Below are 26063 nucleotides of genomic sequence, written 5' to 3'. Positions count from 1 at the left end.
CAGAAAACACACGAGAACACCTGACCATGAAAAAACTACTGCCCACCTCCACCGCCGGCAGCCTGCCCAAGCCTTCGTGGCTTGCACAGCCTGAAAAACTTTGGTCGCCTTGGAAACTGCAAGACGAAGAGCTGGTCGAGGGCAAACAAGACGCCTTGCGCCTGGCGCTGCAAGAACAACAGCACGCGGGCATTGATATCGTCAGCGACGGCGAGCAAACCCGTCAGCACTTTGTCACGACGTTCATTGAGCATCTCGACGGCGTCGATTTCGAAAAGCGCGAAACCGTTCGCATCCGTGATCGCTATGACGCGAGCGTGCCGACCGTGGTGGGCGCCGTCAGCCGTCAAAAGCCGGTGTTTGTTGAAGACGCCAAGTTCCTGCGCCAGCAAACCAAGCAACCTATCAAATGGGCGCTGCCGGGCCCCATGACGATGATCGACACGCTGTACGACGCCCACTACAAAAGCCGCGAAAAACTAGCCTGGGAATTCGCCAAGATCCTGAACCAGGAAGCCCGCGAACTGGAAGCCGCAGGCGTGGACATCATCCAATTCGATGAGCCGGCATTCAACGTGTTCTTCGACGAAGTGAACGACTGGGGCATTGCCACCCTGGAACGCGCCATCGAAGGCCTGAAGTGCGAAACCGCCGTGCATATCTGCTACGGCTACGGCATCAAGGCCAATACCGACTGGAAGAAGACGCTGGGCTCGGAGTGGCGTCAGTATGAGGAATCGTTCCCCAAGCTGCAAAAATCCAATATCGACATCATCTCGCTGGAATGCCACAACTCGCACGTGCCGATCGATCTGCTTGAACTGGTTCGCGGCAAGAAGGTGATGGTCGGCGCCATCGACGTGGCCAGCGATAAGGTTGAAACGCCCGAAGAAGTGGCCAATACGCTGAGAAAGGCGCTGAAGTTTGTGGATGCCGACAAGCTGTACCCGTGCACGAACTGCGGCATGGCGCCGTTGTCGCGGGCTATTGCGAAGGGCAAGCTGCTGGCTTTGAGCGAAGGCGCGGAAATCGTTCGCAAGGAACTGTTGGGCTGATGCTGAGCTGAAGCGGTAAGGGGTGCGAAAGGCTTAAAGCGATAAGAAGCCATCTACGGTTTCACGCATCGCAGTCTTCCCCCCTCACCCATGAAAAAAGGCGCCAAGGCGCCTTTTTTTACCTATGCGACGAAACCGGAGCCGGCAACGGGCGCGGCAGCTGCGCCCAGGCAGAGGTTTTATCGTTGTTCTATCTACTGTTCCTTCAGCCCCAACGACTTGATCAATGGGGCGAACAGTTTCTTCTCGTCCTGCACACGCGCGGTGTAGTCGGCCACGCTTAGCGGTAGCGCCTCGGCGCCGGCGTCCAGGAACCGCGCCTTGATCTCCGGCCGTGCCAGCACCTTGTTGATTTCGCCGTTCATGCGATTGACCACATCATCGCGAGTGCCGGCGGCGGCATACACGCCGAACAAGCTGTCCGCGAAAACGCCGTCAATGCCGGCCTCAGAAAAGGTTCGGATGTCGGGCGCCACGGCAGCCCGTTGCCGGCTCGCCACCGCCAGCACCTTCAGCTTGCCCGCTTGCACCATGGGAAAAACGGTGGCCGGTCCAAACGCAAAGTCGATCTGACCCGCGGCCAGGTCTTGTATCGCCGGCGCCACGCCGCGGTATGGCGCATGGGTGGCCTGCATGCCGGTAGCCTGCTTGAGCAGCTCGCCAGCCAGATGCGGCGTCGTCCCGTTGCCGGCCGACCCGTAGTTAAGCGGATTGGGCTGCTTGCGCGCATATTCGACGAACGCTTCAAGCGTGTCGACGCCCAGCGAGGACCGGACAAACAGGAACAACTGGCTGTTGGCCAACAAGGCGACCGGCCGCAGGTCACGCTGCGGATCGAAGGGCATGCTGGTGAACATGAGGGGGTTGACCGATTCGGTGGTCGAAGGATTGAGCAAGAAGGTATGGTTGTCTCCGCCGTTACGCACGACCTCGGCGCCCGCAAGGTTGCCGCCCGCGCCGCCCCGATTCTCCACGATAACGGTCTGCTTCAAGGCATCGGCCAGATGCGGCTGTACCGTGCGCGCCAGCACGTCGACCAGCCCGCCCGGGGCCAGCCCCACAACCAGGCGCACCGGCTTGGTGGGCCAGGCCTGAGACGGCGTTTGCGCCTGGCTGCCCGTCGCCCAGCCAGTCAGCGCCAGCAGCATCACGGCCAGGCAATGTCTACGCAACAGCATCCGATTCTCCTTCTGGGCCGCCACCGCGCGATCCTGCGTACGGTGCGTCAGGTGCCGCACCCCGGTGAACCACCTTGATGCCTCATCGCGGCGGAGCCCTGCATCTGGCGCTTATTCTTCACAAAAGTTTAAGCATAAAGAATCCCGGATAACCCTAGTTTGCATGACAGCGCTGCCGGCACGGGGCATAGCCCGAGAGCCTGACGGCGTTATGCGCCGACACGCCCTACGATTGGCGCTCGAACTGCCTGGCCCAGGCTCATGCCGTTCCCATCCATCCGCTTATCGGTTCTTCCCAGCCTCGATCAGAAGGTCATCGACCGACCACTGGTCATAGATATGTTCCCGACGGGTTGGCTGTACTCTCCATGCGAACAACGGCGCGGAACTCGGCGTCGGAGCCATGTCTTTGTATCGCTATGTCAAGGATCGCGAGGCGCTGGAACGATTGGTGGTCGATCAGGTACTTGCGACCGTCGATACCAAATCGACACCTCATGCACCGTGGGATCAGTGGCGCGCTCCAGGCCCAGCATCTCGGCCCACTTGATGGGCCGAGCACCGACGCAATGGCCGAATTGCCGCTGGATGAATACCCATTGCTGGCCGCAACGGCGCATGTGGCACGGCGTATAGGGCCAGACGCGGAGTTTCGCGGCGGACTTGCCATCGTATTGCAGGGACTGGCACACATGCAGGGGCATGACTGAGTCAGATACGGTGCCGCCCGTGTGTTCTTGTTGTTGACGTCAGTTCTACCGCCAACCTGTTTTGTTGGCCGGCGATAGCCTGAAGGACGTCAATTCACCTCGGCACTTCACGCGTAAGGCTGGAAGTGGTTGTTGTCCCGGCTGATCAGTTGCATCAGCTTGGGGTGTATGAAGAGCTTTTCCTTGCCGAACGGCATTTCGCGCAACACCCCCACGCCCGCCAAGTCGTGCAGATAGCGCGAGGCGGCTTGGCGTTGGGCAATCCCTTTGTCCACCAGGTTGCCGATGCGGCAATAGGGCTGTTCAAAGATGACATCCACCAATTCTCGGGTGTAGATCTTGGGCAGGCGTGTGCGCACGTACTCGGTGGTGTGTTCGGCCAGCCCGCGAATGGCCGCGATCTTCCCTGTCGTCCATTTGGACGTGTCGGCGACGGCCTGCAGCATGAACAGCAGCCAGGGTTCCCAGGCGCCATCTCGCGTCACACTGAGCAGCAGGTGGTAGTAGTCGGCCTTGTGCGCAATCACATGGCGACTGAGATACAGGATCGGCAGATTCAGCAGTTCTTCCTGGATAAGGTAGAGGATGTTGAGCACGCGGCCGGTACGGCCGTTGCCGTCGGTGAACGGGTGGATAGCCTCAAACTGGTAGTGACCCACGGCCATGCGGATCAGCGGATCCAGGTCGACCTGGTTGTGCAGGAAGCGCTCCCAGTTCGCCAGCATGTCACGCAAGCGGGCCTCGCCTTCGGGCGGGGTGTAGACCACCTCTCCCGTGCGATCGTTGGCGAGTTGAGTGCCTGGGGTGCGGCGGATGTCCATGTCCACCCCTTTGAGGGTGCGACAGACATCCACGGCGGTGGCGATACACAACGGCCGCGTCTTGAGCGACTGAAAACCTTGGTGCAGCGCGGTGCGGTAACGCAGCGCCTCCTTGGTGGCAGGATCAGCGTTATCGTGGCCTTGCGCGTACTGGAACAGTTGGTCGGTGGTGGTGACGATGTTCTCGATTTCCGAGCTGTCCTTGGCCTCCAGCAACGGAATGGTGTTGATCAGCATCGCCTGGTTGGGAATCAACTCGGCCGCCTGCTTGAGTCCGGCCAACGCGGCACGGGCCTCGATACAGGCCTTGAGCACGGGCCGGGTCTCCAACTCATGCGCTGGGGGTAACGCTGGCAACTGGTTGTGAGGCTGCTCTGGATGCCAGGCAAGTGCAATATCATTCATGATGAAAAAATGCCATTCTGACGACACGTTCTCAGCTTATGTCGCTGGGGGCGACACGTCAACGAATCATGTTCTTACTTCATTGAAATAGCGACATGAGGGATACTCATGTCGTTCTTGACGGCATAAGCCCCTCAACATGTCCCCAAAACACAGCTTAAAAACATCAGAGCTGGGTCACGCGGTTGATCGTTGCATGCGACATGCACCTGTCGGGGTCATAACGCGACGGCGAAACAAATCGCGAGCCTGCCGCGCAGGTGTGCAGTGCCACGAAGATGTCCTGTCGCGACAGGTACATACCAACCGCCACCGTGCTGCAAGAACTGCGCGGGGAAGGCTTCGAGCCTTTCATGGTGTGCCAGACCCACGTGCGCAACGACGACCGCCGCGACTACACCAAACACATGATCCGCCTGCGCCATGCTAGCCAGATCAACGGCCGTGACGCCAACGAAATCATCCTGCTGAACTCGCATGACGGCACCAGAAGCTATCAGATGCTCGCCGGAATGTTCCCGCTTCGTGTGCCAAAACGGCGTGGTCTGCGGCGACACCGTGGCAGACGTGCGCATACCCCACAAGGGCGACGTGGTCACGCATGTCATCGAAGGCGCTTACGAAGTCCTGCACGGCTTCGACCGGGCGCAGGAATCCCGTGACGCCATGCAGGCCATCGCACTCGACACCGGTGAATCGGAAGTGTTCGCCCGCGCTGCGCTGGCGTTGAAGTACGACGACAAGCCCGCGCCCATCACGGAAAGCCAAATCCTAATGCCGCGCCGCGAACGGTCGCCGCCAAGCCACCCGACAGGCCCAGGATCACTTCGTCGTCGCCCACTTGCTTGCGTCTCTATTGGCAAGTTGCATGGTTGATCCAATACTGTCAAAAATCGTTCACTTGATCGATTTCTTCTATGCAAACGCGAGAGGCAGCCGGTTTGCCGAAAAAGTAGAGCCGCGCCTTCTTCTTGACGATCTTAATGAAGTCGAGTGCTCTCTTGCACAGTTGCACTGTTGAAATTGGGCCGTCCTATGTGCCCGAGCTCATCAGATTACCTAGACACAGAGCCTCTGCTCGTCGTCTTGCTCCAGAACCGACTTAGGCACAAAAAAAACCGGGGCACCATCCGCATCTCGCGGTGGTCTCCCCGGCATTTTCATTCGCACGTTAATTACCTAAAACGCTCAACTCACTCCCACTCAATCGTCGCCGGCGGTTTACTCGACACGTCATAAACCACGCGATTAATCCCGCGCACTTCATTAATGATCCGCGAAGAAACGCGAGCCAGCAGCGGGTGTGGCAGCGGCGCCCAGTCGGCCGTCATGAAGTCAAACGTCTGGACCGCACGCAGCGCCACAACGTACTCATACGTCCGGCCATCGCCCATCACGCCCACCGACTTCACCGGCAGGAACACGGCAAACGCTTGCGACGTCAGCTCGTACCAAGTCAAGCCACTGGCTTCATCCTTGGTGTTCCGCAATTCTTCAATGAAGATCGCATCGGCGCGGCGCAGCAGTTCAGCATATTCATGCTTCACTTCGCCCAGAATCCGAACACCCAAACCCGGACCCGGGAACGGATGGCGGTACACCATTTGCGGCGGCAAACCCAACGCAACGCCCAGTTCGCGGACTTCGTCCTTGAACAGTTCGCGCAGGGGTTCCAGCAGTTGCAGGTTCAGCGTGTCCGGCAGTCCGCCCACGTTGTGGTGCGACTTGATGGACGTGGCCTTGCCCGTCTTGGCGCCGGCGGATTCGATGACGTCGGGGTAGATCGTGCCCTGGGCCAGCCATTTGGCGCTTTGCTGCTTGCCGGCTTGTTCCTGGAACACTTCGACGAATTCGCGGCCGATGATCTTGCGCTTGGCTTCGGGGTCAGCCACGCCGGACAGCTTGCCCATGAATTGGGCGGTGGCGTCGACGTGAATGATCTTCACGCCCATGTTTTCGGCGAAGGTCTGCATGACCTGTTTGCCTTCGTCCAGGCGCAACAGGCCGTGGTCGACGAACACGCAGGTGAGCTGGTCGCCGATGGCCTTGTGGATCAGGGCAGCAGCCACCGAGGAATCCACGCCGCCGGACAGACCCAGGATGACTTCGTCGGTGCCGACTTGCTCGCGGATGCGGGCGACGGCTTCGGCGACGTAGTCGGGCATGTTCCAGTCGCCCTGGCATTCGCAGATCTCGTTCACGAAGCGGGCCAGCATGGCCTTGCCTTGGACGGTGTGCGTGACTTCGGGGTGAAACTGAACGGCGTAGAAGCGCCGTTCTTCGTCGGCCATGCCGGCGATGGGGCACGACGGCGTGGAGGCCATCAGCTTGAAGCCCGGGGGCAGCTCGGTGACCTTGTCGCCGTGGCTCATCCAGACCTTCAGCATGCCGTGGCCTTCGGGCGTGGTGAAGTCGTCCAGGCCTTCCAGCAGCTTGGTGTGGCCGTGCGCGCGCACTTCGGCGTAGCCGAATTCGCGGTGGTCCGAGAAGCTGACCACGCCGCCCAGTTGCTGCGCCATGGATTGCATGCCGTAGCAGATGCCCAGCACCGGCACGCCCAGTTCGAAGACGGCGTGCGGCACGCGCATCGAGCCTTCTTCGTAGGCCGATGCGTGGCTGCCGGACAGGATGATGCCCTTCAGGCCTTGCGCCATTTGGTCGCGCACGAAGGCGTCGTCGACGTCGCCCGGGTGCACTTCGGAATAGACGCCGGCTTCGCGGACGCGGCGGGCAATCAGTTGGGTGACTTGCGAGCCGTAATCAAGAATGAGGATGCGCTGGTGCATTGAGCTCTACCGATTAAATAAAACCGCACCGGCAAAACCGCATTGTTATGCGATTCTGCCGGTGCGTGATGCATGACATTGTAGTTGACTGTACGGATCAGTCGGCGCGGTAGTTAGGCGCTTCCTTGGTGATCTGCACGTCGTGTACGTGGGACTCGCGCACGCCGGCGGAGGTGATCTCCACGAATTCGGCCTTGGTGCGCATGTCGTCAATGGTGGCGGCGCCGCAGTAGCCCATCGAGGCGCGGATGCCGCCGACCAATTGGTAAATGATGGCCAGCACGCTGCCCTTGTAGGGCACGCGGCCTTCGATGCCTTCGGGGACGAGCTTGTCGGCGTTGTTGGCCGGGTCCTGGAAGTAGCGGTCGGCCGAGCCGTCCGTCATGGCGCCCAGGCTGCCCATGCCGCGGTACGACTTGTACGAGCGGCCTTGGAACAACACGACTTCGCCCGGGGCTTCTTCCGTGCCGGCGAACATGCCGCCCATCATGCACGAGAACGCGCCGGCGGCCAGCGCCTTGGCGACGTCGCCCGAGTAGCGGATGCCGCCGTCGGCGATCAGCGGAACGCCCGTGCCTTCCAGCGCCTTGGCAACTTCGGAAATGGCATGGATCTGCGGCACGCCGACACCGGCGACGATACGCGTGGTGCAGATGGAGCCGGGGCCGATACCGACCTTGACGCCGTCGGCGCCATATTCGACCAGCGCGCGCGCGGCGGCGGCGGTGGCGATGTTGCCGCCAATGACTTCAACCTTGGGGTAGTTTTGCTTGACCCAGCGCACGCCTTCCAGCACGCCCTTGGAGTGGCCGTGCGCGGTATCGACGATCAGGACGTCAACGCCGGCGGCAACCAGCTTTTCCACGCGCTCTTCGGTGCCCGCGCCCACGCCCACGGCCGCGCCGACGCGCAACTGGCCTTGGCCGTCTTTGCTGGCCATCGGGTGTTCGGTGTTCTTGACGATGTCTTTGACGGTGGCCAGGCCACGCAGCTCAAAGCCGTCGTTCACGATCAGCACGCGTTCCAGACGGTGCTTGTGCATCAGCGCCTGGGCCTCGTCCAGCGTGGCGCCTTCCTTCATGGTGACCAGGCGTTCCTGCGGCGTCATGATGTTGCGCAGGGGTTGATCCAGGTTTTCTTCAAAACGCAGATCGCGATTGGTCACGATGCCGACCAGCTTGCGGCCTTCAACGACCGGCAGGCCCGAAATGCCATGCTGGCGCTGCAACGCGATGGCGTCGCGCACTTTCATTTGGGGGGTGACGGTGACCGGATCGATCACGATGCCGAATTCGTGGCGCTTGACGCGAGCCACTTCACGGGCTTGCTGATCGGCGGTCAAATTCTTGTGAATGATGCCGATGCCACCTTCTTGGGCCATGGCGATAGCCAGGCGCGACTCGGTGACGGTGTCCATGGCGGCGGACACAAGCGGAATATTCAGGCTGATATTGCGGGTCAGGCGGGTGGCCAGGGAGGTGTCGCGCGGCAACACCTCGGAATACGCAGGCACCAACAACACATCGTCGAAGGTAAGCGCTTTTTGAACGAGACGCATGGGTAACTCCGGGCGCAAAGCAAGATTATACGCCGCCCGCTGATTTTTTCTAGGTGTCTACCCTAGGTTTATGCAGGGTTTTTTACAGGGTACGGCGCAGCCAGGCCGGCACGCATGGGCGCCGGAATCAGTGCCTGGGTTATAGCCCCGACACATGAATCCCACAACTATTTTTACCCGGGTATTATTGACAATCTATTTTTACCCGGGTCATAATTGCGCTACGTTTCCGCCTCCGTTTCACAAAAGGCGTTGGACGCATCCAACCCGATATTGGCCACCGGAACCCATACGCCATGACTACCCTTGTTCACTCGCCCGCGCCCACCTACACCGCCTTCGAAGGCCACCGAATACTTGCCGCCGGGCCGCTGGCCGACGTGGCGGTTGCTGTCAAGCGCGCCATGGACGCCGATGGGGCGCAGGCACTGCTTGTCTATCAGGACGGCAGCGGCACGCAGACCGACCTGAACCTGTCCGGGTCCGACGCGCAGGTTGCCGACCGCTACCGTTCGCCCGTCGGTGCGGCGCCCGTCGGCGCGGCGCCCGTCGGCGCGCCCCCCGAATCGAATGAGATGTCCGACAGCGCCGCCCTGCCGCCGCGCGGGCGCGGCCGGCCCAAGCTGGGCGTGGTGGCGCGCGAAGTCACGCTGTTGCCCAGGCATTGGGATTGGCTGGGCGCGCAGCCGGGCGGTGCGTCGGTGGCGTTGCGCAAGCTGGTGGAACAGGCTCGCCGCGACAACGACGCGCAAGGTCAGCGACGTCAGCGCCAGGAAGCGGCGTACCGGTTCATGTCCGCCATGGCCGGCAACCTGCCCGGCTTTGAAGAAGCCACCCGCGCGCTGTATGCCGATGATCGCGACCGCTACGTGCAGTGTGTCGCCGCGTGGCCGAAAGACGTGCGCGGCTATGCGATGCGCTTGGCATGGGATGCGCAGACGACGCCCCAGCCGCAGCCCTAGCCGCCGGCGCAGCGCCGGCCATAAAGATAAAAAAGCCATCAAGTTTCTGTACGATTCGGTTTTCGCCCTTCGCCCTTCTTGAACCGGAACACAGGCATGCCACAACTTGTATTGCTGCTATTGGGAGTCCCGTATCTGCGCAAGCGCTGGAAGGGCCTGTTCGCGGCCGGGTTGTTCTTTCTAATCGCGGGCGTTTTCGTCTTCATCGACGCGCTGGACAACGCGCTGTACTTTCCGCTGAACGCCTTCGCCATCCTCTTCATCATCGAAGGGCTGGCCACGCTGATGATCGCGTCCAGCGGCGTGGGCGGGCAGCGTGTGCTGCGCTATGCGAAAGGGCTGTTCGTGCTGCTGGCCGGCAGCTTGATCCTGGCCGGCCACCACCACGGGCACTTTGCCTTGTCGATGATTTTTGGCGCCTTGTTCCTGACCGACGGCGTGTTGCAGTGCCTGGCCGCGTATGTGGTGCGCTACGAGCGTTGGCGCTACGCCTTTGCGGGCGGCATTGCAGAAATCCTGCTGGCCATTTTCTTCTTCCAGCCCTACCCCACCAACTATGTCGGCACCGTGCCGTATTGCCTGGGACTGTTCCTGGGCATCGCGGGCGTGAAGCTGCTGTGGCTGGCGCGGCGGGTCAGGCACCTGGCGTCGAACCCCGCATTCGCATCCAACGCGTCGCCGGACTTCATGCCGTCGGAGCCCGCTTCTACCTTGGCTTCGCAGGCAGGGTCGGGGGTGTCGGCCCGCCCCCTTGGCCCCACCATGTGGGACGGCCCGCCCGCCGACTCCGAGCCCGCGTTGACGGTGCACGTGTGGACGCCGTCCGGCTCGGCCAAGGCGCAAACGCGCAACCTTCCGCTGGTGGATCGCTACATTGCCGCCGTGGACGTCAACGGCGTGATCTCGACCGGGCATGCCGCGCTGGAATCGCCAGAAGGCATCTACATCAGCCTGTACCCGCGCGACGAAATCGACCGCTCGCCCGACGAATTCGGCAACCTGCTGCGCGCCACCGCGGAAAACGACATCCCTGGCGTCTATCAACCCGACTACCCCACAGAATCCAAAGCCTGGTGCCCATCGACCGTGCGTGTGCGTTTTCGCAATTACGACGCGCAGAAATTGGCCGATTTCTGGCATGAGTATCGCCAGGACAGCACCTACAACCTGACTCACCGCAACTGCTCAAGCTCGGTCGCCCGGGCGCTGGATGCCGCGCTGGATGGCGTGGTGGGGCGGCTGCATGGCAGCCAGGCCGGCTGGCGCGTATTGCTGCGCCTGCTGTTGACGCCGGAATTGTGGGTGGCCTCGCAGGTTCGTAAACGCGCCCTGACGATGGCCTGGACGCCTGGGCTGACGCTGGACTACGCGCGCGCCATGAGCATGCTGGCCGACCCCCGGCCGTTCGGCTGGTGGAAAATGTCGCAAGCGGCGCTGCGCCAGATCGGACAGCTGCGCACGCGCTGGCGCGACCAGGATCGGGACGCGGCCACGCGCCGCCCGCCCGCGCAAGGGTAAAGGCCGACGCCTGCCGAAACGCGCCGCGCACAGCGGCGCGCATTGCGCTTTAATGGACCTGTGTTTTCAACCCAAGGTGCATCATGTCCATCTCCAAGAACTTCCTGCTGTACGACGGAGACTGCCCCTTCTGCTCGAACTACGTGCGGATGCTGCAATTGCAGAAAGCGGTGGGCCCGATCGACCTGCTGAACATGCGCGACCATCCCGATCTGGCCGTGGCTTACAAGGCGCAAGGGTATGACCTGAACCAGGGCATGCTGCTGCATCTGGACGGGCAAGACTACTGGGGCGCGGATTGCATCAACCGGCTAGCCCTGATCAGCACGGGCAATGACTTGTTCAACAGCGTGAACGCCGCCGTGTTTCGCAACCCCTGCCTGTCCACGGCGCTGTACCCCTTCATGCGCACCGGCCGTAGTTTGGCATTGACGCTGCTAGGCAAGCGGAAGATGCAACTGTAGGCGCGGCGGACTACGGCGCGCCGCGCCGCTTTCCCTCCACGCCATCCACGCCCACTACCCGTTCCAGAAACGCGTCCAGCGCCGGATTATCGTGCTGGGCGTGCCACGCCAAGTACATATCCGCGTACAGGTCACGCTGGCCGATCGGACGAAACTCCACGCCTTCAAAGCGCAGTTCGCGCGCGGAATCCGGCACGATGCCCACGCCCAGCCCCGCCCGCACCAGCGCCAGCAATGTATGCGTTTGCCCGGCGCGCTGCACATAGTCCGGCTGCACATCCGCCAGCCCAAACGCGCCCACGATACGGTCATAGAAGTACTTGCCTTCACGCGGCGAATACAGCACGAAGGGCTGGCCTTGCAACAGGCGCAGCGGCACCGTCTCGTGTTCGCATAACGCCGACCCGGCCGGCAAGGCCAGCACCAGCGGTTCACGTTCGACCAACCGCGATTCAATGCCCGCCTGCTGCGGCACGCTGCGCGCCAGAATCGCGTCAAGCTCGCGTGCCACCAGCAGCCGCGCCAGGTCGGTGCTGACTGTTTCGCGCAGCTGGATTTCAACGCCTGCCAACAGCTTGCGCGCCTGCATGATCATCGACGGCATCAAGCGGTAGGACGCCACGGCGGTAAAGCCCAGGGTGATGTGCCCGGCCTCTCCGCCCGACGTGCGCCGTGCCGTGGCGGCGGCTCGCGCCGAGAACTCCAGCAAATGGCGCGCATCCCGAAGAAACCGGCGACCGGCCGCGCTTAGCAGCACCTGCCGGCTGTTGCGCTCGAACAGCGTCACCCCCAGGTCCTGCTCCAGCAATTGGATCTGGCGCGACAGCGGCGGCTGCGTCATGCACAGCCGTTCGGCCGCGCGGCCGAAGTGCAGTTCCTCGGCCACGGCAATGAAACACTCCAGCTGACGAAACTCCATCGATTCAATCCTTGAATTGATCAATGCTATTTATAGCTCGAACGGCTATCCATCGAAAGCCGTTTCTATACTCGCAAAAAATGGCCGTCCAACGGCCACAGGGATCAAAGGAGCATCACCGCAGCACGGTAATTTTTCCCGGCGCAAGCCGTTTCCCACCCCAAAAAGAGAAAAGACATGGAGACAACCCCCATCGCCCGCCCCCGCATCCGGCTCATTGCCGCGGCGCTGGCCCTGACCGCCACCGCCGCGTTGCCGTTCAGCGCGCAGGCCGCCGGGTACCCCGAGCGCCCAATCAACCTGATCGTGCCTTTTTCGCCGGGCGGCGGCACCGACATCTCGGCGCGCCTGTTGGCGGCGGCCTTGGGCGACAAGTTGGCGTCTTCCGTGGTGGTGGACAACCGCCCCGGCGCGGGCGGGCAGATCGCCGCCGATCTGGTGGCGCGTTCGCCCGCCGACGGCTACACGCTGCTGTTCGCCAATTCGGGCATGCTGGCGATCAACCCGTGGATCTACAAGCTGCATTCGGACCCCGCCACCGCCTTCGCCCCCGTGTCGCTCTTTTCAGACCTGCCCTTTGTGCTGGTCGTGCCGACCACCCTGCCCGCCAAGAACGTGGGCGAGTTAGTCAAGCTGGCCAAGGCCGAACCCGGCAAGCACACATTCGCCAGTTCGGGCACGGGCGGCGCGCCGCACCTGTCCGGCGAGATCTTTCAACAGGCCACGGGCGTGGACCTGATGCACGTGCCGTACAAAGGCGGCGGCCCCGCCATGACCGATCTGATGGCCGGCCGCGTCGACATGCTGTTTGCCTCCGTGCTGGAAACCATGCCGTACGTCACCGGCGGCAAGCTGCGCGCGCTGGCCGTTACGGGCGCGACGCGTTCGCCCGCCATGCCCGACGTGCCCACGATCGATGAAGCCGGCGTGACGAACGCGCAATCCGGCTCGTGGACCGCCGTGCTGGCGCCGGCCGGCACGCCGCCCGCCGTGATCGAAAAGCTGTCGCAAGCCATCCGCGATGTGGCCAACGACCCGGTCATGAAGACCAAGCTGGAATCGCAAGGCGCCGTCGCGCACGGTTCCACCCCGCAGCAGTTGCAAGAGCTGGCCGCAAGCGAACGCGCGCGCTATGGGCAGATCATCAAGACCCGTAATATTCAGACCAATTGATCGTTGACCGGCCCGATGTTCGGGCCGGTCGCTTTCATATAGCCGTCTTCATTTAGCCGTCTTTGTTTAGCCGTCTTCATTCAGCCGCTTTCTTCTCAGCCCTTTCCTTAAGCCGCTTTCTTTTCAGCCCTTCCATTCAGCCCTTTCATTCAGGCCCTTCGCGCCCTTTCATTCCGCCATTTTCTTTCAGCCTTTCCAATAAGCCGCATCCATGACAGATTCCAAGCCCTCCCTAGCCCCGCACCTGTTGATGGTCGGCCCATTGCTGCCCGATCTGGTCGCCGACCTGGAATCGCGCTATCACGTGCATCGCCTGTGGGAAGCCGCCGACGCCGATGCGCTGCTGCGCGAACACGGCGCCAACATACGCGGCATCGCCACCAGCGGACGCTTTGGCGCTACCGCCGACCTGATCAACGCGCTGCCCGCGCTGGAAGGCATTTTCAGTTTTGGCGTGGGTTACGACACGATTGACCTGGCGGCCGCCCGCGAACGCGGCGTGGTCGTCACCAACACCCCCGGCGTGCTGGATGCCTGCGTGGCCGACACGGCGCTGGCCTTGATGCTGGCCGCCCCGCGCCGCATCGCCCAAGCCGATCGCTTCGTGCGCGCCGGCCGCTGGCCCAACGAAGGCTTTCCGCTGGGCACCCGCATGAGCAGCAAGCGGTGCGGCATCGTGGGCCTGGGCAATATCGGCTTGCAGATCGCCCGCCGCGCCGCCGCCTTCGACATGCAAATTCTGTACACCAACCGCAAGCCGCGCGCGGATGCGCCGGCGGAATACCGCTACGTCCCGGACATCGAAACGCTGGCCGCGCAGTCCGACTTCCTGGTGCTGGCGGTGCCCGGTGGCGGCGCCACGCAGCACATGGTGAACGCGCGTGTCCTGGAAGCGCTGGGTCCCGATGGGTGGCTTATCAATATCGCGCGCGGCACGGTCGTGGACGAGGCCGCGCTGGTCAGCGCCCTGGAAGGCAAGCGGATTGCGGGCGCGGGGCTGGACGTGTTCGAACATGAACCCAAGACCCCGGCCGCCCTGCACGCAATGGACAACGTGGTGCTATTGCCCCACATCGCCAGCGGCACGCACGAAACCCGCCGCGCCATGGCCGAGTTGATGGTGGCGAATCTGGACGGATGGTTCCAGGAAGAGAAGGTGCTGACGCGCGTGGTGTGAAGCCTGCCCTACTCGCTAACCCATTGCAGGTCGGGTGACGGCGCGCCTTCCTGGTGGAAATGCAGCAGCGCCGCCCTCGCCATGTCACGGTCCACGCATTGGTATTGCTGGTAGCTGCCCGCCTGCCCACCCACCACCACTTCCTGGTCGTGGTCTTCGGACCGCGACGGGTCGATCAGCGTATAGATGCGCGCGTCGTCATCCAGCGTGATGGACACGACAAACGCGCCATCGCCGCCCCCGATCGCCATGACGGTGTCGTCCTCCGTCACGAAGGCGATGGAACTGTATTGCTCGCCGTCCAGCTGGTCCAGCGCGGCCAGCGTATCGGCGTGGGTCGGGTCGTCGCGTTCGCTGACGGCGACGCGTTCGCCCAGACGGCGTTCTTCAATCAGTTTTTTTATTTTCACAGCGTTGATGCCCCCTTGATATTGGGCGCCTGGCCACCCGCGTGGGCCGGCGCCGGTTCGTTGCCCCGTATCAATCCAGGACGCGAAAGGAAGCAGTCTACCGGCATTAGCACCTGCCGGCGCAAGCTGGGGTTTATGCCAGAATGGCGCCATGAAATTGATCATCACCGCCGCCATTTTGCTATTGGCCACCGTGGCATCCGTGGTTTATCGGGTGACCCGGCGCAGCCCGGACGACACCGGCCACCGCATACGCAGCGATATTTTCGCGGGCGGCCTGATGTTTGCGTTCATCGCGCCCGCCATTGGCGGCATCGCCGTTACGCTGGTTCTCAGCGTGCTGTCGCAAACGCCCCAAAACCTGATGATCATGGTCTTTGGCCTGCCCTGGTTTTATCTGTTTGGCGTCATTCCCGCGCTGCTGTGCGGCATCGTGGCCGGCGCGCTACGGCCGGTGCAATCCAACTGGAAAGCCTTGGGTAAAGTAGCGCTGGTCGGCCTGGTCTTTGGAATGGGCGCCTTTTTGCCGTTCTCCGGCCGAGACGCCGCCGTGCGCGACATGGTGTTTCCGTTATTTGTGGGCGGCCTGCCCGGGATGCTGGCCGGCTTTCTTTGTGCCTACTGGTATTACGGCAAACCCGGCAGTGTGCGTCCGGCTATCGCAGAGGCGTCGCAAACGGCGTGACGTAAAGGGACTGACCTAAACGGGGGCGACCTAAACGGGCTGACCTAAACGACGTCGCGCCCCCGGGTGCAATGACCCAGCGGGGCGCGACTGAACCTGGCCGCTGATCAACGGTCTTCCCGCTGTTCCTGCTCTTCCGCTGCCGCCACATCCTCCAGCTTGACCGTCTGCGTACAGCCGTTGGCTGCCGCGCATTGACCGGGCTGCTGCGAACTTTTCACGCATTCGGCAAATGCCAGCGCGGCGTCCACCGTGGCGAAATGGTACGAATGGCCGTCCGCGAAGGCCACCTTTCCTTCTACCGAGCAGTCCATGACGTCTCCAGTTGATTGGATTCGTCACCATAGCCGAAAGGCCAGCGACGCTTATTTGGTTCGGGTGTCGGCTTCTCGTTATTCATGATGGACTCCTAGTTACGAATATCGAAATCCTATCGTCCGAGTCGTAACACCGATGTAAGGGATCGAAAACAAGCCCTTCAACCGCAAGAATGCCGCCCAGCCGGCGAACTGGCGAAGGGCGGCCGAGCGTCGGGTTCAGTGATTTTCCTTCGCATGGTTGACCGTGTACTTCGGGATGTCGACCGTCACGTCCTGTTCTCCAACGATGGCCTGACAGCTTAAGCGCGACTGCGGCTCGACTCCCCAGGCGCGGTCCAGCAGGTCTTCTTCCCCCTCTTCCACTTCATTCAGCGCCTCAAAACCGCTGCGCACAATGCAGTGGCACGTCGTGCAGGCGCGGCTTTGTTCGCACGCGTGTTCAATCGCTATCCCGTGGTCCAGCAGCGCGTCGCAAAGCGACGTTCCCGCGGGAACGTCCAGTTCCGCGCCGGCGGGAGCAAGATCGGGATGGGGCAGAACGGTGATTTTTGGCATAGGGGCCCGCCTTATGGGGTGGTCTTGGAAGTTTCAAACCAGGACCCCCAAGCCTAAAGATGCCCACGCTGGCAAGGTCAAGCGCCGGCCAGCCAAAACAATTGTTAAGTCCACACGGGTTACCGCGTCAAAACACAGTTATCGCCGCACAATGATTGCGCACGAATTCTCTGGACATTTGTCCTTTGGGAGAAACCTATGTGCGACTGTGCTGATTGCCTGACTGCTTCCACGCTGCACAACCCCCGCCGCCGCCTGCTGTTGGGCGCGGCGGGTCTGGCGGCCTTTGGCGCGACGGGTTGGGCGGAAACCGCCTATGCCGAAGTCCCGTCCAATGATATTGGTGGCGAAGAGGCGTTGAAACGACTGCTGGCCGGCAACGCCCGGTATGCGGCCAACAAACCCAATATGCGGGACTTTTCAGCGGGCCGGGCGGCTCGCGTCAAAACGCAGAAACCGATTGCCGCGATACTCAGTTGCTCGGATTCCCGGGTGGCGCCCGAATTGGCCTTTGACCAGAACCCGGGCGATGTATTTATCGTTCGCGTGGCGGGAAACTTCGTCAATGACGATGGCTTGGCCAGTTTTGAATACGCCGCCAAGTTTTTGAACGTGCCGCTGATCGTGGTGCTGGGCCATAACAATTGCGGCGCGGTGGATGCCACGGTAAAGGTGCTGAAAGAAAAAGCCGAACTGCCCGGTCATCTGCCCGAGCTGGTCAACGCCATCAAACCCGCCGTGGAACGCGCCAGCAAGGGCGAACCGAAAAATTTGCTGGCCGCCGCCATCGCTGAAAACGTCCGCTTGGCCGTCCAGCGATTGCAGACCGCGCAGCCGGTGTTGAAAAGCATGGTCGAGCAAAAGAAGCTGATGGTGGCGGGCGGCGTGTATGACTTGGCCACGGGGAAGGTGACGCTGGTTTGATGGCGCGGGGCGGATTGTTCAGCTTTATCCGCGTGGGCATGGTGGCGGCCTTCCTTAGTTGGAAGGCCGCCACCAAAGAGAAGGGAATGACGAAGAAAAGGATGACGAAAAAACGAATGACGAGGAAAGGAATGACGACCCGCAGTGCCTGGGTCGTTATTCCCTTACTGCTTCGCCGCCAACGGATGCTCGAAGAAAAACCGCAGCATCTCTTGCGTGGCATCCGGGCCAGAAGCATCCGTATACGAGCCCTTGGGCGACCCGCCCGCCCAGGCATGGCCCGCGCCGTGCACCACCCAATATTCCGCCACCACCTTGCCCGACGCGTCTCTATATACGCGCTTGGTGCTGTCGCGCCCCCGGTTGGCGCCCGCCACGCGCTGGCTTTGGACCTGGGCATTGGCCCCGGCGCTGGCGGCCACGACCGCATCGCCGTTGCTGGGATGCACGGTGGCATCGCGGTCGCCGTGAAAAACAATCGTCGGCACCGGGGTACCGGACGCCGCGCCTGGGCGTACGCCGATACCCTTCATGGCGGACAAGGCGGACGGCAGATCCGTGGCCGCGCCCGCCGCCAGGCCAGAATGCACGCCTGCGGCTGCATACAGCTGCGGATAGGTGTTGGCCAAAATCGCGGCCATCGCGCCGCCTGCTGATAAGCCCGCCACGTATACACGACTCGGGTCGATGCCATATTCGGCGATGACGTGGCGCGTCATGTCGGCCAGGATCGATGGCTCGCCTTTGCCGGCCTGCTGGTGATTGTGCTTGAACCAATTCCAGCACTTTTGCGGATTGGTCTCGCGGGGCTGTACCGGATACAGCACGTAGAACTCTTGCTTGCGCGCGGCCTCGTTCATGGCGGTGCCGGCGGCAAAGTCGTCGGCGTCCTGCGTGCAGCCGTGCAACATCACAACCAGCGGCCGGGCTTGTCCGTTTGCGCCGGGCGGCACATACAACTTGTAGGCGCGCTGGCCTGCGCTATTGCGAAACGAGCCCGCCGTGAAGTAATCACCCTGCGTGGCCGAAGATTCGCCCGGCGTCCGGGGCGTGGCGGGGGTTTGGGGGGTTTGCCCTAAGGCGTCGTCCCGAGCCTGGGACGGCGCGGTGGCGGTGGCGGAGCCGGAGTCCGAGGACGCGGCAGCGCTTACCGTCGACGCGGGAACCTCGCGCGCCTCGACATCAATGACATCGGCCTCGTCATAGCGCGGCGCGGCGGATGCCGCCGTGGGCGACGCGCCCAGTAAGGCGGCCTGGATGGCGGCGGTGGCGGCTGCCAGGTTGCCAGACCGGGTAAGGCGCGTGGCCTGGCTCATCAACTGCTGAAAATCTGGATGCATGGGGTGACCTTTAAAGCGGCAATAACGTATCAGCGGATGCGCTGACGCAGGGCGGCCTTGACTGCGGGGCTGGCGTGCAACGCGCCCAGCACCGTCACGGATTCAATCGTGGCAAGCGCCAATTCGGGCGTGACGTCGGGCGCGATGGTCGCCAGCCCCAGGATTCGGATCTGCAACATCTGGCCCGCGGCCTGCACCGCCAGCAGGTCGTCAGACGTGTAGTGCTGAATGCCCAGCACCAAGGTCTTTCGGCTGACCGCCTGCCGCACCGCGTCGCCATGGGCGGCAAGCTGGTTGCGGATTGCGGTACGGATCAAGTCGGTACGGTTGGCGTAGAAGCCTTCCTGGACCAGAAGATCGATCTGGCCCAGGTCCACATAACCGAGATTGATCGTGATCTTTTCGTCCGAAGGCTTAGGGGCGGAAGCGAGGTTTGGAGGGCGAGGAGGCATGGACGGAATCTTAAAACCATCCAAGTGGATGGCCTATGGATGTTTCAATTTGACGGACTTTTTCGCCACAACCGCGCCCGGGCTCTGTCCCTAAGCCCTTGAAATAACGCGCAGTTATGAAAAAGCATAAGGAAATCCCCTATTAGGGAATTTGCTTATGCCTTTTAACTATTTGCTGCGCGCATACTTGCCGGGCAAGAATTCGCCCTGAGCATAAAGCAACACAGATGGAACTTCGCCAACTAGAGGCCTTCGCGGCCGTCATGTCCACAGGTAGCGTCACCGCTGCCGGGCGTCTGCTTGGGCGCTCGCAGCCGGCCATCAGCCGCCTGTTGCAAGAGCTGGAAGCTGAAATCGGCTATGCCCTGTTCAACCGCAGCGGGCCGCGCGTCACGCCTACCGAACAGGGCTTTCTGCTGTATGACGACGTAGAACGCGCGTTGGCCGGCTTGCAGCAGATTCGCAGCCGCGCCGAAGAAATCGCGCGAGGCCAAGCTAAACCGCTGCTGCTGGCGGCAACGTCGGCGCTGGCCGCCGGCCTGCTGCCCGACGCGCTCAAGCGCATCGAATCCCAAACCTGCGCCACGCGCGTGCAGGTGCGCAGCGCCTCGCCCGAACGCGTCGTGCACGCGGTGCTGACCGGCGCCGCGCAACTGGGCGCCACCAGCTTGCCGCTGGAACATCGCGGCTTGACGGTGCATTGGATTGCGCAAGCGCCCTGTGTGGTGGCATTGCGCGACGACGATCCGCTGACCGCGCACGACGTGGTGCCCGTTCATCTGCTGGCCGGCCGCCGCCTGATCACCATGGCCAATCCCTACCGCCTGCGCCGCCGCCTGGACGCCGCACTGGCGCCCGACGGCAATGCGCCCGGCACCATCGAAACCAATTCGTCCGTCAACGCCCTGGCCGCCGTGCGCGCCGGCCTGGGCGTGTCGGTGCTGGAACCAATCACCGCTTACGGCGTCCCCATGCCGGGCGTGGCGATCCGGCCTATCGACCTGGACATTCCTTTTTTCTTTGGGGTCATCACCCCGCAGCCCCAACCGCAACCGCAACCGTTGACGCCCGCCTGCCAGGCCATGGCCGACGCGCTGGCGGAGGCCGCCGCCGCGCTGCTGCCCGGTTTTGTGCTGCACGACGCCTGCGAACACGCAGCGCTGCTGCACTCTGTCTACGGTGATGACGCCCCTGTTTTGGACACCCCCACACTATGAATCTGCCCATTGCCACCCCGCCGCAAGGCCTGGATGCGCTGGAAGCGCGTCTGCGGCAAGACCTGTCCTGGCTGGAAATTCCCGCCAAGAACTGGGTCGCGCCCCGTCTGGTTGATGGACAACAGGTACTGGACGTTGTCGTCATCGGCGGCGGCATGGCCGGCTTGGCCGCGGCCGCGTCGTTGACGCACCTGGGCATCACCGCGCCCATCTTCGACCAAGCGCCCGAAGGCTACGAAGGCCCGTGGGCCACCACCGCCCGCATGGAAACGCTGCGTAGTCCCAAGCAGCTGACCGGCCCTGCCCTGGGCTTGCCCGCGCTGACCTTCCGCGCCTGGTTCGAGGCGCAGTTCGGCACCGCCGAATGGGACGCGCTGGACAAGATTCCCCGCCTGCAATGGATGGACTACCTGCGCTGGTATCGCCGCGTGCTGAATCTGGACGTGCGCAACAACCACCGCGTGTTGTCCGTGCAACCGCGTGCCGACCGCCTGGTGCAACTGGACATCGAATCGCCCGCCGGACACAGCACCGTGCTGGCCCGCCGCGTGGTGCTGGCCACCGGCCGCGACGGCCTGGGCGGCGCCTATGTACCTGACTTTGCCAAGAAGCTGCCGCGCGACCGCTGGGCGCATTCGTCCGATGTGATGGACTACGCCACACTGGCCGGCAAGCGCGTCGGCGTCGTGGGCGCGGGCGCCTCCGCCATGGACAGCGCCGGCACCGCGCTGGAAGCCGGCGCCGCCAGCGTCGACCTGCTGATCCGCCGCAACGACATCCCGCGCGTGAACAAAGGCAAAGGCGCGGGCAACCCCGGCCTGACCCATGGCCACCTGACGCTGCCCGACGAATGGAAGTGGAAGATCCGCCACTACATCAACGCCGCGCAAGTGCCGCCGCCGCGTGGCAGCACCTTGCGCGTGTCTCGCTTCCCCAACGCCCGCTTCAACCTGGGCTGTGGCGTGCAAGACCTGGCCTTGGTCGGCGACGACATCCACGTCACCACGCCCAAAGGCGTGTTCGTGCTGGACTTCCTGATCTTCTCGACGGGCTTTCGTATCGACTGGACCGTGCGCCCCGAATTCGCGCCGCTGGCGCCCCACGTGCGCAACTGGGGCGACCGGTTCACGCCGCCCCCCGGCGAAGAAGACCAGGAACTGCATGATTCGCCCGATCTGGGCGCCGTCTTCGAGCTGCAAGAAAAAGTCCCCGGCGCCTGCCCGGGCCTGGACCGCGTGCACTGCTTTTCCTACCCCGCCGCGCTGACGCAAGGCACGATCTCGGGCGACATCCCCGCCATCAGCGACGGCGCCAAGCGCCTGGCGCAAGGCATCGCCGGCCTGTTCTACCGCGAAGACGTCGAAACGTACTACGCAAATATGGAAGCGTTTTCCGAACCGGAAGTGTTCGGCGATGAATGGACGCCGGCCCCGCCGCCCGCGGCAATCGCCACCCCGGCCTCGCAAGCGGAGACCACGCAATGACCGGTTGGTTGATACGCCGTGTCGCGCAAGCGGCGGTAGTCGTGTTGCTGATGACGCTGATCGTCTTCGTGGGCCTGCACGCCATCGGCAACCCCGTGGACATCCTGATCGGCCAGGACGTGGACCAGGTGGACCGCGCCCGCATCATCGCGGAGCTAGGCCTGGACAAGCCGCTGTGGCAGCAATACCTGGGCTTTCTGAACGGGGCGCTGCATGGCAACCTGGGCAACAGCTTCGTCTACAACATCCCCGCGATTGAACTCGTCATCCAGCGCCTGCCCGCCACGTTGGAACTGGCCATCAGCGCCCTGCTGCTGGCCGTCATCATTGGCTTGCCGTTGGGCTTGATTGCCGGCCTGTACCCCGACAGCCGCTTTTCCAAAATGATCATGGCCGGCAGCATCGTCGGCTTCTCTTTGCCCACCTTCTGGGTGGCGCTGATGCTGATCATGACGTTCAGCGTGTCGCTGGGCTGGCTGCCCGCCAGCGGCCGTGGGCAGACGGTGGAATTTCTGGGCTTTCAGTGGTCGTGGTTGACCGCCGACGGCTGGCGCCATTTGATTCTGCCCGCGCTGAACCTGTCGCTGTTCAAGATTTCGCTCGTTATCCGCCTGACCCGCGCCGGCGTGCGCGACGTGATTCCGCTGGACTTCGTGAAGTTTGCGCGCGCCAAGGGCTTGTCGCCTTTCCGCGTGGTCTGTGTGCACGTGCTGCGCAACACGATGATCCCGCTCGTGACGGTGCTGGGCCTGGAACTGGGTTCGACCATTGCGTTCGCCGTCATCACGGAAAGCATTTTCTCGTGGCCGGGCGCCGGCAAGCTGATCCTGGACAGTCTGAACGCGCTGGACCGCCCCGTCATCGTCGCCTACCTGATCGTGGTCGTGTGCCTGTTCGTCACGCTGAACCTGATCGTGGACATTCTTTATAAAGTGCTGGACCCCCGGGTACGGCTGGAGGGCTCGGCATGAGCACCACTGCAACCCCCGAGAAGGTTCCGGCCCTGCGCCGCGAATCACCCTGGCGCCGCAACCTGACCGAATTCCTGTCGTCCAAGACGGCGGTGTTCGGCCTGGCCGTGGCCACCCTGTTGATCCTGGCCGCCATCTTCGCGCCGTGGATCTCGCCGCAGAACCCGTATGACCTGCTGCAAATCGACGTGCTGGATTCCCGCATGCCGCCCGGGTCCATGAACGGCCTGGACACCTTCCACTACTGGTTGGGCACCGACGGCCAGGGCCGCGATCTGCTGTCCGGCATTCTGTACGGCCTGCGCATCAGCTTGATGGTGGGCGTGGGCTCGGCCGTTATCGCCGGCATCGTCGGCACGCTGCTGGGCCTGCTGGCCGCCTACGCGGGCGGCAAGGTCGACGCCTTCATCATGCGTTTGGTCGACCTGATCCTGTCGTTCCCGTCCATCCTGGTTGCCATGATGATCCTGGCCTTTCTGGGCAAGGGCGTGGGCAACGTGGTGCTGACGCTGGTGATTCTGGAATGGGCCTATTACGCCCGCACCGCACGCGGCCAAGCCCTGGTGGAACGCCGCCGTGAATACGTGGAAGCCGCCCGCTGCCTGGACATTCCCAACTGGCGGATCATGTTGAAGCACATTCTGCCGAACTGCCTGCCGCCGCTGATCGTCATTGGCACCTTGCAGATTGCGCGCGCCATCACGCTGGAAGCCACGCTGAGCTTCCTGGGCCTGGGCGTGCCGGTGACCGAACCGTCGCTGGGCCTGCTGATTTCCAACGGCTTTCAATACATGCTGTCCGGCGAATACTGGATCAGCTTCTACCCCGGCATCGCGCTGCTGATCACCATCGTCGCCATCAACCTGGTGGGCGACCGCCTGCGCGACGTGCTGAACCCAAGGACTCACAAATGACCGACCGCACCGCTTTCGCTGGCGCGCCGGCCACGCTTGAAGTGCGCAACCTGCGCACGCACTTTCATACCCGCGCGGGCGTGCTGCCCGCCGTGGACGACGTGTCGTTCACGCTGGAGCGCGGCAAGATTCTGGGCCTGGTCGGTGAATCCGGCTCGGGCAAATCCGTGACGGGCTTTTCCATCATGGGTCTGGTCGACGCGCCGGGCCGCATCGTGGGCGGCGAAATCCTGTTCCAGGGCCGCGACCTGACCAAGCTGGCTCCGCGTGAATTGCGCAAGTTGCAAGGCAACCGCATCGCCATGATCTTCCAAGATCCGATGATGACGCTGAACCCGGTCCTGCGCGTGGACGTGCAGATGATCGAAACCGTGCGCGCGCATAACAAGATGAGCAAGCGCGAAGCCCGCACGCTGGCCCGCGACACGCTGGGCATGATGGGCATTCCCAGCCCCGAAGAACGGCTGCTGGCCTACCCGCACCAACTGTCTGGCGGCATGCGCCAGCGCGTGGCCATTGCCATCGCCATGCTGCACCGCCCTGACCTGATCATTGCCGACGAACCCACCACCGCGCTGGACGTCACCATCCAGGCGCAGATTCTGTCTGAAGTGCAAAAGCTGGCGCAGCAGCACGGCACCAGCCTGATCTGGATCACGCATGATCTGTCCGTGGTAGCGGGCCTGGCGGATGACGTGGCCGTGATGTACGCCGGCCGCATCGTCGAACACGGCAAGGTCGACGACGTGCTTGACCGCCCGCAACACCCCTACACCGTCGGCCTGATCGACAGCCTGCCCAGCAATAACCTGCGGGGCCAGCGCCTGCGCCAGATTCCCGGCATGACGCCCAACCTGCTGCACCTGCCGGCCGGCTGTGCGTTTTCCGCGCGCTGCTCGCGCGCCACCGCCGCCTGTGGTCAGCAACCCGGCATCACTCAAGCCCTGCCCGAACACGACGTGCGCTGCTTCCATCCGACTATCCAGATCCACAACGAGGTGACGGCATGACTGTATCCGCCGCCCCCACTCCGCTGATTGACCTTGCTCAAGTCAGCAAGCGCTTTGGTGAAAGAAAGGTCGGCGCAGCCGGCCGCGCCATGCAGCGCATGGGCTTGTCCAAGCCGCCCGCCATCACGCGCGCCGTCGACAACGTGGACCTGATCGTGAACCCCGGCGAAGTGGTCGGCCTGGTCGGTGAATCCGGCTGCGGCAAATCCACGCTGGGCCGCATCGCCGCGGGCTTGTTGACGCCATCGGGCGGTGAAGTCCGCATCAACGGCGTGCGCCCGTCGGACATGAATTCCGCCGCCGCCCACGCCGCGCGCCTGACCGTGCAGATGATCTTCCAGGACCCCTACGCCAGCCTTAACCCGCGCCTGCGTGTGGACGAGATCGTGGGCGAAGCCGCCCGCATCCATGGGCTGGTCGGAAATGGCGACTTTGACGACTACGTCAGCGCCCAGCTCGAACGCGCGGGGCTCGACCCTGCACTGCGCCAACGCTATCCGCACCAATTCAGCGGCGGCCAGCGCCAGCGCATCGGCATCGCCCGCGCGCTAGCCGTGCAGCCGTCCATGCTGGTGTGCGACGAAGCCGTGGCCGCGCTGGACGTATCCATTCAAGCGCAGATCCTGAACCTGTTCATGGACCTGCGTGAAGAACTGAACCTGACGTATCTGTTCATCAGCCATGACCTGGGCGTGGTGGAACACCTGTCTGACCGCGTCGTCATCATGTACCTGGGCCGCGTCGTGGAAACGGCCACCGTGGACGAAGTGTTCCAGCGCCCCAACCACCCGTACACGCAAGCGCTGCTGGCGGAAATTCCCAGCCTGAAGTCGCGCCACAAGATCTTTACCGCGATCAAAGGCGAGATTCCCAGCCCGCTGAACCCGCCCGGCGGCTGCCATTTTCATCCGCGATGTCCGCATGCGATGCCGCGCTGCAAGACCGAAGTTCCCACGTTGAAGGGAATCGCCATCAACCATTTAAGCGCCTGTCATTTGAACGACATGGCCTGAACCTAATTGGCGGCGTTGTCCTTAATGCCACTGAATTCCTTC

Annotated in this window: 24 protein-coding genes and 2 pseudogenes; 15 read left to right on the top strand and 11 right to left on the bottom strand. The window is 63.0% G+C overall.

What is annotated here, in order from left to right:
- Positions 1–26 precede the first annotated feature (26 nt).
- Positions 27–1055 (top strand): methionine synthase, encoded by a 1029-nt coding sequence (locus V6F88_RS02485; protein WP_046805863.1) that lies wholly within the window; start codon positions 27–29, stop codon positions 1053–1055.
- A gap of 194 nt (positions 1056–1249) precedes the next feature.
- Here V6F88_RS02485 and V6F88_RS02480 read toward each other — a convergent pair whose 3' ends face one another.
- From V6F88_RS02480 to V6F88_RS27875, 3 genes and pseudogenes are all read right to left on the bottom strand, one after another.
- Positions 1250–2233 carry a Bug family tripartite tricarboxylate transporter substrate binding protein gene (locus V6F88_RS02480; RefSeq protein WP_332607758.1) on the bottom strand — a complete coding sequence of 328 codons (984 nt, stop codon included), beginning with the start codon at positions 2231–2233 and terminating at the stop codon, positions 1250–1252.
- An 817-nt stretch (positions 2234–3050) separates the two neighbouring features.
- The gene (gene fic, locus V6F88_RS02475) at positions 3051–4169 is read right to left on the bottom strand and encodes a protein adenylyltransferase Fic (protein ID WP_332607757.1); all 1119 of its coding nucleotides are present in this window, start codon (positions 4167–4169) and stop codon (positions 3051–3053) included.
- A 169-nt stretch (positions 4170–4338) separates the two neighbouring features.
- Positions 4339–4470, bottom strand: a pseudogene (locus tag V6F88_RS27875) (tyrosine-type recombinase/integrase); the annotation flags it as partial.
- Between V6F88_RS27875 and V6F88_RS02470 the strand changes: the two are divergent.
- Positions 4457–4955, top strand: a pseudogene (locus V6F88_RS02470) (DUF932 domain-containing protein); the annotation flags it as partial. The pseudogenes V6F88_RS27875 and V6F88_RS02470 overlap by 14 nt on opposite strands.
- A gap of 407 nt (positions 4956–5362) precedes the next feature.
- On the opposite strand, the gene guaA reads toward V6F88_RS02470, so the two are convergent.
- Positions 5363–6955, bottom strand: a complete 1593-nt coding sequence (gene guaA / locus V6F88_RS02465; RefSeq protein WP_120155167.1) for a glutamine-hydrolyzing GMP synthase — start codon at positions 6953–6955, stop codon at positions 5363–5365.
- Between the two features lie 97 nt (positions 6956–7052).
- Positions 7053–8513, bottom strand: coding sequence for an IMP dehydrogenase (guaB, locus tag V6F88_RS02460; RefSeq protein WP_046805860.1), 1461 nt, complete (start codon positions 8511–8513; stop codon positions 7053–7055).
- A 296-nt stretch (positions 8514–8809) separates the two neighbouring features.
- Here guaB and V6F88_RS02455 point away from each other — a divergent pair, with 296 nt between their 5' ends.
- From V6F88_RS02455 to V6F88_RS02445, 3 genes are all read left to right on the top strand, one after another.
- Entirely contained in the window at positions 8810–9475 is a 666-nt protein-coding gene (locus V6F88_RS02455; protein ID WP_332607756.1) for a DUF2239 family protein, read from the top strand.
- Positions 9476–9571: 96 nt separating this feature from the next.
- On the top strand, positions 9572–10993 hold the full coding sequence (locus V6F88_RS02450) for an HdeD family acid-resistance protein (RefSeq protein WP_332607755.1): 1422 nt from the start codon (positions 9572–9574) through the stop codon (positions 10991–10993).
- Between the two features lie 83 nt (positions 10994–11076).
- Positions 11077–11457 (top strand): DCC1-like thiol-disulfide oxidoreductase family protein, encoded by a 381-nt coding sequence (locus V6F88_RS02445; protein WP_332607754.1) that lies wholly within the window; start codon positions 11077–11079, stop codon positions 11455–11457.
- A gap of 10 nt (positions 11458–11467) precedes the next feature.
- Here V6F88_RS02445 and V6F88_RS02440 read toward each other — a convergent pair whose 3' ends face one another.
- Positions 11468–12376 (bottom strand): LysR family transcriptional regulator, encoded by a 909-nt coding sequence (locus V6F88_RS02440; RefSeq protein ID WP_332607753.1) that lies wholly within the window; start codon positions 12374–12376, stop codon positions 11468–11470.
- 177 nt (positions 12377–12553) lie between these two features.
- On the opposite strand from V6F88_RS02440, the gene V6F88_RS02435 reads away from it, so the two are divergent.
- Entirely contained in the window at positions 12554–13549 is a 996-nt protein-coding gene (locus V6F88_RS02435) for a Bug family tripartite tricarboxylate transporter substrate binding protein (protein ID WP_332607752.1), read from the top strand.
- 211 nt (positions 13550–13760) lie between these two features.
- Positions 13761–14726: a 2-hydroxyacid dehydrogenase gene (locus V6F88_RS02430; protein ID WP_332607751.1), complete on the top strand. Its 966-nt coding sequence runs from the start codon at positions 13761–13763 to the stop codon at positions 14724–14726.
- An 8-nt stretch (positions 14727–14734) separates the two neighbouring features.
- Here V6F88_RS02430 and V6F88_RS02425 read toward each other — a convergent pair whose 3' ends face one another.
- Positions 14735–15136: an Imm1 family immunity protein gene (locus V6F88_RS02425; protein WP_332607750.1), complete on the bottom strand. Its 402-nt coding sequence runs from the start codon at positions 15134–15136 to the stop codon at positions 14735–14737.
- Between the two features lie 151 nt (positions 15137–15287).
- On the opposite strand from V6F88_RS02425, the gene V6F88_RS02420 reads away from it, so the two are divergent.
- Entirely contained in the window at positions 15288–15821 is a 534-nt protein-coding gene (locus V6F88_RS02420; protein ID WP_332607749.1) for a hypothetical protein, read from the top strand.
- Positions 15822–15928: 107 nt separating this feature from the next.
- On the opposite strand, the gene V6F88_RS02415 is transcribed toward V6F88_RS02420, so the two are convergent.
- Both V6F88_RS02415 and fdx read right to left on the bottom strand, forming a co-directional pair.
- Positions 15929–16135, bottom strand: a complete 207-nt coding sequence (locus V6F88_RS02415) for a hypothetical protein (protein WP_046805853.1) — start codon at positions 16133–16135, stop codon at positions 15929–15931.
- Between the two features lie 222 nt (positions 16136–16357).
- Complete coding sequence (fdx, locus tag V6F88_RS02410) at positions 16358–16696, bottom strand: ISC system 2Fe-2S type ferredoxin (protein WP_332607748.1); 339 nt, start codon at positions 16694–16696, stop codon at positions 16358–16360.
- A gap of 198 nt (positions 16697–16894) precedes the next feature.
- Between fdx and V6F88_RS02405 the strand changes: the two genes are divergently transcribed.
- Positions 16895–17620 (top strand): carbonic anhydrase, encoded by a 726-nt coding sequence (locus V6F88_RS02405; protein ID WP_332607747.1) that lies wholly within the window; start codon positions 16895–16897, stop codon positions 17618–17620.
- Positions 17621–17784: 164 nt separating this feature from the next.
- On the opposite strand, the gene V6F88_RS02400 is transcribed toward V6F88_RS02405, so the two are convergent.
- Both V6F88_RS02400 and V6F88_RS02395 read right to left on the bottom strand, forming a co-directional pair.
- Positions 17785–18960 carry an extracellular catalytic domain type 1 short-chain-length polyhydroxyalkanoate depolymerase gene (locus V6F88_RS02400; RefSeq protein ID WP_332607746.1) on the bottom strand — a complete coding sequence of 392 codons (1176 nt, stop codon included), beginning with the start codon at positions 18958–18960 and terminating at the stop codon, positions 17785–17787.
- A gap of 29 nt (positions 18961–18989) precedes the next feature.
- Positions 18990–19412 (bottom strand): CopG family transcriptional regulator, encoded by a 423-nt coding sequence (locus V6F88_RS02395; protein WP_332607745.1) that lies wholly within the window; start codon positions 19410–19412, stop codon positions 18990–18992.
- A 227-nt stretch (positions 19413–19639) separates the two neighbouring features.
- Between V6F88_RS02395 and V6F88_RS02390 the strand changes: the two genes are divergently transcribed.
- Genes V6F88_RS02390 through V6F88_RS02365 form a run of 6 tightly spaced genes read left to right on the top strand, consistent with a single transcriptional unit; the run spans position 19640 to position 26021 of the window.
- Positions 19640–20629: a LysR family transcriptional regulator gene (locus V6F88_RS02390; protein WP_332607744.1), complete on the top strand. Its 990-nt coding sequence runs from the start codon at positions 19640–19642 to the stop codon at positions 20627–20629.
- Positions 20626–22113: an NAD(P)/FAD-dependent oxidoreductase gene (locus V6F88_RS02385; RefSeq protein WP_332607743.1), complete on the top strand. Its 1488-nt coding sequence runs from the start codon at positions 20626–20628 to the stop codon at positions 22111–22113. Before V6F88_RS02390 ends, V6F88_RS02385 begins: the two co-directional genes overlap by 4 nt.
- Positions 22110–23084, top strand: coding sequence for an ABC transporter permease (locus V6F88_RS02380; RefSeq protein WP_120155148.1), 975 nt, complete (start codon positions 22110–22112; stop codon positions 23082–23084). The genes V6F88_RS02385 and V6F88_RS02380 overlap by 4 nt, the downstream gene beginning before the upstream one ends.
- Entirely contained in the window at positions 23081–23998 is a 918-nt protein-coding gene (locus V6F88_RS02375) for an ABC transporter permease (RefSeq protein WP_050449686.1), read from the top strand. The genes V6F88_RS02380 and V6F88_RS02375 overlap by 4 nt, the downstream gene beginning before the upstream one ends.
- Complete coding sequence (locus V6F88_RS02370; RefSeq protein ID WP_332607742.1) at positions 23995–25008, top strand: ABC transporter ATP-binding protein; 1014 nt, start codon at positions 23995–23997, stop codon at positions 25006–25008. The genes V6F88_RS02375 and V6F88_RS02370 overlap by 4 nt, the downstream gene beginning before the upstream one ends.
- Entirely contained in the window at positions 25005–26021 is a 1017-nt protein-coding gene (locus V6F88_RS02365) for an ABC transporter ATP-binding protein (RefSeq protein ID WP_332607741.1), read from the top strand. Before V6F88_RS02370 ends, V6F88_RS02365 begins: the two co-directional genes overlap by 4 nt.
- Positions 26022–26063 lie beyond the last annotated feature (42 nt).

The sequence above is a fragment of the Achromobacter sp. ESBL13 genome, from assembly GCF_036668755.1.
GTDB lineage: Bacteria > Pseudomonadota > Gammaproteobacteria > Burkholderiales > Burkholderiaceae_B > Achromobacter.
This window is presented reverse-complemented; position numbering and strand designations above follow the sequence as displayed.